This is a genomic window from Luteibacter sp. P4_D7_3, assembly GCF_056401735.1.
In genome coordinates this window covers 1-8,900 of sequence record NZ_JBFUIT010000157.1, presented here as the reverse complement: position 1 = coordinate 8,900, position 8,900 = coordinate 1, and the positions used below count along the sequence as shown (strand labels likewise).

The window sequence follows — 8,900 nt, the reverse complement described above, 5'->3', positions numbered from 1 at the left end:
GCCTCAAGGTRCTCGACGCCGTAAAGAAGCAGATCGGCGTGCCGGTGATCACCGACGTGCACGAATACACGCCGATGAACGAAGTCGCCGCCGTGGTCGACGTGCTGCAGACCCCGGCATTCCTCTGCCGCCAGACCGACTTCATCCAGAATGTCGCGAAGGCTGGTAAGCCGGTGAACATCAAGAAGGGTCAGTTCCTCGCCCCCTGGGACATGAAGAACGTGGTGCAGAAGGCCTTCGATGTCGGCAAYCACGACATCCTGGTCTGCGAGCGCGGCGCGAGCTTCGGCTACAACAACCTGGTTTCGGACATGCGCTCGCTCGCGGTGATGCGCGAGACCAACTGCCCGGTCGTGTTCGACGCCACCCACTCGGTGCAGTTGCCGGGCGGGCAGGGCACCAGTTCCGGTGGCCAGCGCGAGTTCGTGCCGGTCCTGGCGCGCGCGGCGGTGGCAGTCGGTGTCTCCGGCCTGTTCGCCGAGACCCATCCTGATCCGTCCAAGGCCCTCAGCGACGGCCCGAACGCCTGGCCGCTCGACCAGATGGAAGAACTGCTCGAAACCCTCATGGAGCTCGACGGCGCTGTAAAGCGTCGCGGATTCAAGAACCACGCTTGATCGTTCCTCCGGAACGGTATGATTGACGGTATAGCGGGGCCGCAAAGGTCCCGGGGAGACGGGCTGGATGGTCGAGGACAACGGGATCCACGTCGCGGGCGAACCTCGCCAGCGTGCGGCACGCCTGCCGCAGTCGGGTCACGGCATTGCCTCGTTCGTCATCAGCCTCGTTTCCGGGCTCGTCGTTCTCGCCGGCATTTCCTTCGCTGCGCTCATGGTCGCCTCCGGCGATCCCGAGCAGCACATGGAGGTGTTCGGCGTCGTCGGCCTCGTTCTCTGCGCCTTTCTCATCCTTGCCTTTGTCGGCCTTGTGCTGGGCATCGTCGCCCTGCGCCGGCAGGACCGCCGCCGTACGTTCGGCGCGATTGGCCTGGGACTCAACGCTTTCATCCTGATCGGTACCGTGGGGCTCGCGCTCCTCGGTACTTTCTTTCGTCATTCCAACTCATAACGGGAACCGCATGACCACCGATATCACCAAGATCCACGCCCGCGAAATCCTCGATTCCCGCGGCAATCCGACGCTCGAAGCCGAGATCACCCTGGCCGACGGTTCGTTTGGCCGCGCGGCTGTTCCCAGCGGCGCCTCCACTGGCACACGTGAGGCCGTGGAGCTGCGCGACGGCGACAAGAAGCGCTATGACGGCAAGGGCGTCACCAAGGCGGTCGGCAACGTCAACAACCAGATCGCCAAGGCGCTCGTCGGGTTCGACGCGGCGGACCAGAAGGGCCTCGATAAGAAGCTCATCGCCCTCGACGGCACCGACAACAAGGGCAACCTGGGCGCCAACGCGCTGCTCGGTGTTTCCATGGCTGCCGCCCACGCCGTGGCCGCTTCGAAGAAGCAGGCACTGTGGCAGTACCTGATGGTCGACGGTGGCGGCTCGCTGCCGGTGCCGATGATGAACATCATCAACGGCGGTGCACACGCGGACAACAACGTCGACGTGCAGGAGTTCATGGTGCTGCCGGTCGGCGCGCCGAACTTCGCCGAGGCGCTGCGCTACGGCGCCGAGATCTTCCATGCGCTGAAGTCGGTGCTGAAGGGTCGCGGCCTGAACACGTCGGTGGGCGACGAAGGCGGCTTCGCGCCGAACCTCAAGTCCAACGTCGAAGCGCTCGATACCATCCTCGAAGCCGTGAACAAGACCGGCTACAAGGTCGGTAGTGACATCCTGCTGGGCCTGGATGTGGCCAGCTCGGAGTTCTTCAAGGACGGCAAGTACGACCTCGAAGGCGAAGGCAAGGTGTTCACCCCGGAGCAGTGGGTCGATACGCTGGCTTCGTGGTCGAAGCAGTACCCCATCGTCACCATCGAAGACGGTATGGCCGAAGGCGACTGGACGGGTTGGGCGCACCTCACCAAGGCGATCGGCGAAGGCATCCAGCTGGTCGGCGACGATCTCTTCGTCACCAACCCGAAAATCTTCCAGGAGGGCATCGACAAGAAGATCGCCAACGCCATCCTGATCAAGGTCAACCAGATCGGTACCCTGTCCGAGACGCTCGAAGCGATCGCCATGGCGCATCGCGCGAAGTACGCGGCCATCGTGTCGCACCGCTCCGGCGAAACCGAAGACACCACGATCTCGGACATCGCCGTGGCGACCACCGCGACCCAGATCAAGACCGGTTCGCTGTGCCGCACCGATCGCGTGGCCAAGTACAACCAGCTGCTGCGCATCGAGGAAGCCCTCGGCGCGAAGGCCCGCTACGCCGGCCGGGATGCGTTCCCGAGCCTGTCCAAGCTGCCCGGCTGAGTCGTGCCTTGAGCAACGCGGCACTCCTGCGCTGGATCGGCCTGATCCTCGTCATCGTCCTCATCGCGCTGCAGCTGAAGCTGTGGGTCGGCGGTGGGGGCATGGCCGAGGTCGATTCCTTACGCGCATCGGTCCAGAAGCAGACCGAGGAAAACGCGACGCTGCTCAAGCGTAACCAGGCGCTTGCCGCAGACGTGGAAGATCTCAAACACGGTGAACAGGCGACGGAAGCGCGTGCGCGCCAGGAGCTTGGCCTGATCAAGCCAAACGAGACCTTCTACCAGATCGTCGAGCCGGGAGCGGCGACCAGCGCGCCGCCGCCTCCGCCGCCCGTCGGTCCTGGCACGCAGTGATGGATGCGCTGTGGTGCGTGGTTCCGGCCGCCGGCAGAGGCGTCCGGGCCGGTGGCGATCGGCCGAAGCAGTACCAGCCACTTGTCGGTCGCCCCTTGCTCGATCACACGCTCGAACGCCTGGCGGCGCATCCCTGCATCGCCGGGCTGGTCGTCGTCATCGCGGCGGACGACCCCCATTTTTCTGCCGTCGACGCGATCGGCGGCAAGCCGCTCATCACTGCCATCGGCGGTGGTGAACGCAGCGATTCCGTTCTGGCCGGCGTGCTCGCCTTGCCGCCCGCCGTCGCGCAGGATCACTTCGTCCTGGTCCACGATGCCGCGCGGCCGTGCGTGCGTGCCGACGACATCACGCGCCTGATCGACCAGGCAGGCAGCGGGGAGGGTGGTCTGCTTGGCGCCCCCCTGCGCGATACCCTCAAGCGGGCAGACGCAGGCTGTCACAGCACCGCCACCGAACCGCGCGAAGGTCGATGGCGGGCATTCACGCCGCAGATGTTCCGGCGCGGCGCACTGGCGCATRCACTCGCCCTTGCCGCCGCGGAAGGTATCGTTGTCAGCGACGAAGCGATGGCGATGGAGCGCACGGGCGTCATGCCGTTGCTCGTGGAAGGTTCGGAAGACAACATCAAGGTGACCACGCCGGCGGATTTCGCACTGGCGGAGTTCCTGCTCGGGAGAACTCGTTAATGCGTATCGGACAAGGATTCGATGTCCACGCCTTCGGTGAAGGCGACCATGTGATGCTTGGCGGCGTGCGCGTGGCGCACTCGCAGGGCGTGCTTGCGCATTCGGACGGCGATGTCGTCCTGCACGCGCTTTGCGATGCGCTGCTCGGCGCGCTGGCACTGGGTGATATCGGCAAGCATTTCCCGCCGTCGGACGAAGCGTGGCGGGGCGCGGATAGCCGTAGCTTCGTTCGTGCCGTGGCGAACATGCTCGCCGAGCGCGGCTACTCYCTCGGCAATGCCGACATCACGGTCATCTGCGAAGCGCCGAAGGTGGGGCCGCACGCGCAGGCCATGCGTGAGGTTATCGCCGCCGATCTCGGTGTCGACATCGACTGCATCAGCATCAAGGCGACCACCACGGAAACCCTCGGTTTCACGGGGCGCCGCGAGGGCATTGCTGCCCTGGCGACGGTGCTGGTCCAGCGAGCATGAGCGAAGGCGAGTCACGCGCCGCCACGCCGCGCCTGCACGACAGGCTGGAGGCGATTACCGATCTGCTGCGTCGCCGTGAAGGCTTGCTGGCGTTCGCCGGCGCGGCGCCCGATCGTGATGACTCACCCCTCGGCGCGGCCGATGCGCAGCTCCAGGCACTCCTCGACGGCCTGCATCCGGCCGATCTCGCCGACGTGTTCGAATCGTTACCGCTCGAAGACCGCCTCGCCGTCTGGCAACTGATTCGCAGCGACCGCGACGGTGACATCCTGCTCGAAGTGTCCGACTCGGTGCGCGAATCGCTCATCGCGGACATGGACGACCGCGAGATTCTCGCCGCGGTGGAACCGCTGGATGCCGACGAGCTCGCTGACCTCGTCGACGATCTGCCGACCGAAGTGCTGCCCGAACTCATGGCCAGCCTCGACGCGCAGGACCGCGAGCGCGTGCAGGCCGCCATGTCCTACAAGGACGACCAGGTTGGCGCGCTGATGGACTTCGACATGGTCACCATCCGCGAAGACATCAGCCTCGAAGTGGTGCTGAGATACCTTCGTCGTTTCGACGAGTTGCCCGCGCAGACCGACAAGTTGTTCGTGGTCAATGGGGACAGCGTGCTGACCGGCGTGCTGCCGCTGCACTGGTTGCTGGTGAACTCACCGGACAAGATGGTCCACGACATCATGGCGCCGGACGTGAATACGTTCCGCCCGGAAGACGACGCGTACGACGTGGCCCAGGCCTTCGAACGCTACGACCTCGTCACGGCGCCGGTGGTCGATGCGGGCATGCGCCTGATTGGTCGTATTGCGGTGGATGCGATGCTGGACTTCATTCGCGAGGAGAGCGAGACCGAAGCGCTGTCGCGCGGCGGTCTGCGCGAAGAGGAAGATATCTTCGCCTCGGTCTGGAAGTCCGTGCGCAACCGTTGGGCGTGGCTTGCGATCAACCTGGTCACGGCCTTCGTCGCTTCGCGCGTGATCGGCCTGTTCGAGCACTCCATCGAGAAGCTGGTCGCGCTGGCCGCGTTGATGCCCATCGTGGCCGGTATCGGTGGTAACTCGGGCAACCAGACCATCACCATGATCGTTCGCGCCATGGCGCTGGATCAGGTGGGTCCTTCGCAGGTGCGCCGGCTCTGGCGCAAAGAACTGGGCGTATCCTTGTTCAACGGCCTGGTCTGGGGCACCGTGATCGGCATCGCCGCATGGCTGCTCTACGGCAATCCCGCGCTTGGCCTGGTCATGACGGCCGCCATGACACTGAATCTCCTGCTCGCCGCCTTCATGGGCGTCGGCATTCCCATGCTGATGGTCAAGCTCGGTCGCGACCCCGCGCTGGGCTCCAGCGTGCTCATCACCGCCGTGACCGATAGCGGCGGTTTCTTCATTTTCCTGGGGCTGGCGACTATTTTCCTGCTCTAGAAGGCCGCAAGACATGACAGACAACGAACTTCCCTTCGCCTTCGGCGCCCCGCCGCTGCGTGGCCGCCTGCGTTCCGCGCCCGAGGATTTCTTCGTCGAGGAAATCCTCGGTTACGAAGCCGACGGCGCTGGCGAGCATGCGTTTCTCCTGGTGGAGAAGCGCGGCGCGAATACCGAGTGGGCGGCGCGCGAACTCGCCAAGTTCGCCGGCATCCAGCCGATGAATGTCGGCTACGCCGGCATGAAGGATCGCCACGCGGTCACGCGCCAGGTATTTACCGTGCACCTTCCGGGCAAGGCCGATCCCGACTGGTCGGCGCTGCCGTCCGATGACTTGAAAATCCTTTCCTCCGCTCGTCATTCGCGCAAGATCAAGCGTGGCGCCCTGCGCGGCAACCGTTTCGTCCTGGTGCTGCGTGAGGTGGAGGGAGATCGCGCTGCAGCCGAAGAGCGCCTTGATGCGATCGCGAAGCGCGGCGTGCCCAATTACTTCGGTGAGCAGCGTTTCGGCCTCGGCGGCAACAACGTGGCGCAGGCGAAGCAGATGTTCGGTGGTCGCCGCGTCGATCGCGACAAGCGTTCCATCCTGCTTTCGGCCGCACGCTCGCACATCTTCAATGGCGTGCTGGCAGAACGCGTCGGGGCAGGGCAGTGGGACACACCGATGGAGGGCGAGATCTGGTCGCTCGAGGGTTCGCGTTCGTGGTTTGGCCCGGAAGCGTTCAACGACACGCTGGCGGAGCGTCTCGCGCGTTTCGATATTCATCCGTCCGGTCCGTTGTGGGGTGACGGCGAGCCGCCATCGGCCGGCGCGGTCGGTGAACTCGAGCGCGCGGTGGCTGCGCGTGACGAGGATCTGGCGAAGGGGCTGAACGGGATTCGCATGGATCAGGAGCGTCGCGCGTTACGCTTGCTGCCGCGCGATATGACGTGGCGCTGGCTCGACGATGGGGCGCTGGAAGTGTCGTTCGGCTTGCCGGCCGGGGCGTACGCGACGACGGTTCTCCGCGAAGTCGCCGTAACCCTGTAGGAGCCGATTCATCGGCGATCCCGCGGCAGCGGGCCAGTCCGCCGCCAGCACCCATTCGCCGATGAATCGGCTCCTACACAAGATCTGCGCAGGTCTTCAGCCTTTCAGCAGGACGACGACCGCTCCCGTGCCGCCCTGCATCGGCCGCGCCGACGCAAACGCCACTACGTCGTCCCGCCGCCGCAGTAGCCGGTCCGTGAGGCCCTTCAAGACCGGGCCCGCGGCTTTCGAGCGCAGGCCCTTGCCGTGGATGATTCGCACACAGCGAATCCCATCGTGACGGCACTCGGCGAGAAACTCGGCAATCGTCATTTGCGCGGCGGCGGCATTCATCTGGTGGAGGTCCACGTCAGCCTGGATGCTGAACTGGCCGCGCTTGAGCTGTTTCAGCAGCTTCGGCGGGTAGCCGTCGCGCAGATACGACAGTTCTTCACCCACTTCGAGATCGGCAGGGTCGTAGTCGAACAGCAGCGACTCCGCCGGGACGGCGGCCTCGTCGGCATCGCGCATGTGCGGATACGGTTCGGGGCGCGGGCGCTCCGGCAGCGACTCCACGGGCGCCATGGGCCGAACGTCGCCGATCGCCTCACGAAAGAGCCGGCTATCGTCGTCATGCAGGGGTGGCGTGCGTCGCTTCATTGCCCTCATCCTAGCCGCGTTTCGTGAATCCCGCTGCCCGCTCCGGTAGACTTGGACCGGTCGGGCGGCCATGTCGATATAGGGCCGCCGCACCCGATTTTCGATCTGGATCAGCATGCAAGTTCTGGTTAGCAACGACGACGGCGTGGAGGCTCCGGGCATCCGGATTCTCGCCGGGCGTCTGGCCGAGTTCGGCACGGTGACCGTGGTCGCCCCCGACCGCGATCGCTCTGGCGCAAGCAATTCGCTCACCCTCGATGCGCCCATCCGTGCCCACCGCATGGAGAACGGCTTCTACCGCGTTTCGGGCACCCCGACCGACTGCGTCCACCTGGCGCTGGCCGGTATGCTCGACCATGAGACCGACATCGTCGTCTCAGGGATCAACAACGTCGCCAACCTCGGTGACGATGTCATCTACTCGGGCACGGTGTCGGCGGCCATGGAAGGGCGGTTCCTCGGCCTTCCGGCTATCGCCGTTTCCCTGGTGACCAGGGAAGGCTCCGGCCGTCACTTCGATTCGGCGGCAAGCGCGGTGTTGATGATCATGCGTCGCCTGATCGTCGATCCCTTGCCGGCGGACACCATCCTCAACGTCAACGTGCCTGACCTGCCGTGGGCGGAAATCCGTGGGTTCGAAGTGACCCGGTTGGGCAAGCGCCATCGCGCGGCGCCGGCCATCCGCACGGAAGATCCGCGTGGCCGCACCATGTGGTGGATCGGTCCGCCGGGCGAGATCGACGATGCCGGCCCCGGCACCGATTTCAACGCGGTCAGCCGTGGTTTCGTCTCGGTCACGCCGATCCACACGGATCTCACGCGCTTCCAGGCGCTGGAGAAGGTCAGTAGCTGGATGCTCCCGCTGTCTTCGGCGATGGACAACGAGGAGGCGGCCTGAGGTGGTGAATCTGCATGCCCTGCCTGCGTCGGCGCTCCGCGGCGAAGGAATGACGTCGCAACGCGCACGCGACCGCCTGGTCGCGAAACTGGTCGAGGAGGGCATCCGCGACGAGCGGGTGCTCGAAGTCATCCGGCAACTGCCACGCCATCATTTCATCGACCAGGCGCTGCACTCTCGCGCTTATGAAAATACCGCGCTACCGATCGGCCATGGCCAGACCATTTCGCAGCCATGGATCGTCGCCCGGATGACCGAAGCGTTGATCGAACACGGCGTGCCCGACCGCGTGCTCGAAATCGGCACGGGCTCCGGTTATCAGGCCGCCGTACTCGCCGGCATTGTGACGACGGTGTACACGGTCGAGCGGATCGAAGAATTGCTGCGCCAGGCCCGTCGCCGGTTCCGTCAGCTCGGGATCGAGAACCTCCGTTCGCGGCACGACGACGGCAAACTGGGTTGGGAGTCGGATGCGCCCTTCGACGCGATCATCCTCACGGCCGCGGGCGATCGCGTGCCCCTGAAGCTGCTCGATCAGCTGAAGCCCGGCGGCGTGCTCGTCGCGCCGGTGGGTAGCCCGAGCCAGCAAGTGCTCCTGCGCCTGCGCAAGGGTGAGAACGGCGACGTGATCCGGGAAGAACTCGGTGCAGTCAGCTTCGTGCCGCTGCTCGGCGGCATCGGTTGATGCGCCTCCACTACAGGGAAAACCGCTGAATGCGGATGTTTGGTTCTCTCTACGAACGCGCCATCGTCTGGGCGCGTCATCGCCACGCCGTCCGCTATCTGGCGGGGCTGTCCTTCGTCGAAGCTTTCATTTTCCCGATCATGCCGGAAGTGATGCTCGCGCCGATGATGCTGGCCGAGCCGCGCAAGGCGTTCCGCTACGCGAACTGGAGCCTGCTGTTTTCACTGGCGGGCTCGCTGGTGGGCTACATGCTCGGGCACTACGCCTACGAGGCATTGAAGCCCCTCCTCGAGTCGATGCACCTGCTCGCCCCTATCGAGAAGGGCGTGGCC

Annotated in this window: 12 protein-coding genes; 11 read left to right on the top strand and 1 reads right to left on the bottom strand. The window is 65.3% G+C overall.

Going from position 1 to position 8,900, the window contains the following annotated elements; genetic code table 11:
- The 8 genes from kdsA to truD form a co-directional block, all read left to right on the top strand.
- On the top strand, positions 1-617 hold a 617-nt coding region (gene kdsA / locus AC1DSN_RS13935; protein WP_477331192.1), incomplete at its 5' end, for a 3-deoxy-8-phosphooctulonate synthase.
- A 67-nt stretch (positions 618-684) separates the two neighbouring features.
- Entirely contained in the window at positions 685-1,068 is a 384-nt protein-coding gene (locus tag AC1DSN_RS13930) for a hypothetical protein (RefSeq protein WP_477295329.1), read from the top strand.
- A gap of 10 nt (positions 1,069-1,078) precedes the next feature.
- Entirely contained in the window at positions 1,079-2,377 is a 1,299-nt protein-coding gene (gene eno, locus AC1DSN_RS13925; protein WP_063571588.1) for a phosphopyruvate hydratase, read from the top strand.
- 8 nt (positions 2,378-2,385) lie between these two features.
- Positions 2,386-2,730, top strand: a complete 345-nt coding sequence (gene ftsB, locus AC1DSN_RS13920) for a cell division protein FtsB (RefSeq protein ID WP_063571589.1) — start codon at positions 2,386-2,388, stop codon at positions 2,728-2,730.
- Positions 2,730-3,419 (top strand): 2-C-methyl-D-erythritol 4-phosphate cytidylyltransferase, encoded by a 690-nt coding sequence (gene ispD / locus AC1DSN_RS13915; RefSeq protein WP_477331190.1) that lies wholly within the window; start codon positions 2,730-2,732, stop codon positions 3,417-3,419. The genes ftsB and ispD overlap by 1 nt, the downstream gene beginning before the upstream one ends.
- Positions 3,419-3,892, top strand: coding sequence for a 2-C-methyl-D-erythritol 2,4-cyclodiphosphate synthase (gene ispF / locus AC1DSN_RS13910; RefSeq protein WP_063571591.1), 474 nt, complete (start codon positions 3,419-3,421; stop codon positions 3,890-3,892). Before ispD ends, ispF begins: the two co-directional genes overlap by 1 nt.
- The gene (gene mgtE, locus AC1DSN_RS13905; protein WP_477295322.1) at positions 3,889-5,316 is read left to right on the top strand and encodes a magnesium transporter; all 1,428 of its coding nucleotides are present in this window, start codon (positions 3,889-3,891) and stop codon (positions 5,314-5,316) included. The genes ispF and mgtE overlap by 4 nt, the downstream gene beginning before the upstream one ends.
- Before the next feature lie 13 nt (positions 5,317-5,329).
- Positions 5,330-6,346 carry a tRNA pseudouridine(13) synthase TruD gene (gene truD / locus AC1DSN_RS13900; protein WP_477295320.1) on the top strand — a complete coding sequence of 339 codons (1,017 nt, stop codon included), beginning with the start codon at positions 5,330-5,332 and terminating at the stop codon, positions 6,344-6,346.
- Positions 6,347-6,442: 96 nt separating this feature from the next.
- On the opposite strand, the gene AC1DSN_RS13895 is transcribed toward truD, so the two are convergent.
- Entirely contained in the window at positions 6,443-6,985 is a 543-nt protein-coding gene (locus AC1DSN_RS13895; RefSeq protein WP_046967315.1) for a Smr/MutS family protein, read from the bottom strand.
- Between the two features lie 115 nt (positions 6,986-7,100).
- Here AC1DSN_RS13895 and surE point away from each other — a divergent pair, with 115 nt between their 5' ends.
- The 3 genes from surE to AC1DSN_RS13880 all read left to right on the top strand — a co-directional run.
- A complete protein-coding gene (surE, locus tag AC1DSN_RS13890) occupies positions 7,101-7,883 on the top strand; it encodes a 5'/3'-nucleotidase SurE (protein ID WP_063571595.1) in 783 nt (260 codons plus the stop codon).
- A gap of 49 nt (positions 7,884-7,932) precedes the next feature.
- A complete protein-coding gene (locus tag AC1DSN_RS13885; RefSeq protein WP_063571598.1) occupies positions 7,933-8,568 on the top strand; it encodes a protein-L-isoaspartate(D-aspartate) O-methyltransferase in 636 nt (211 codons plus the stop codon).
- 29 nt (positions 8,569-8,597) lie between these two features.
- Positions 8,598-8,900: YqaA family protein (locus AC1DSN_RS13880; protein ID WP_477331188.1), on the top strand; the 303-nt coding region annotated here is incomplete at its 3' end.